Origin of the sequence: Pseudomonas sp. FSL R10-1350 (genome assembly GCF_009600525.1) — a bacterium.
Lineage (GTDB): Bacteria > Pseudomonadota > Gammaproteobacteria > Pseudomonadales > Pseudomonadaceae > Aquipseudomonas > Aquipseudomonas helleri.
On the sequence record NZ_WIVR01000238.1, the window covers coordinates 1 to 268 of the forward strand.

At 48.1% G+C, this 268-nt stretch carries 1 protein-coding gene; it reads right to left on the minus strand.

The genetic code is table 11. The features are described from left to right. Positions 1-230, minus strand: a 230-nt coding sequence (locus tag GHO25_RS26395; protein WP_218581104.1) for a hypothetical protein, incomplete at its 3' end; no start/stop codon positions are given. Positions 231-268 lie beyond the last annotated feature (38 nt).

A 268-nucleotide genomic window follows, 5' to 3' on the forward strand; every position in this document is an offset into this window, starting at 1 on the left:
GAGCCATTGTCGTGACCAGAGCACTCAATACTTGGTTTGTTTGGGTTGTGGCCAACTACCTGGCTGCTGGCAACTGAAACTGACCCGTACCCGTACCCGTATGAGCTGAAAGGCGTGACTGTTTTGACTACCCACCCCTCATCTTTGAGCATCTTGTTGAGGCGTTTCTCATTAGATTGGAACTGCCCTTCTTGGTCGTGCCATCCACTCACAATGTAAATCTGATCCATTCCACCCTCTATATTTAGTGTTCAGATAGCCATATCAG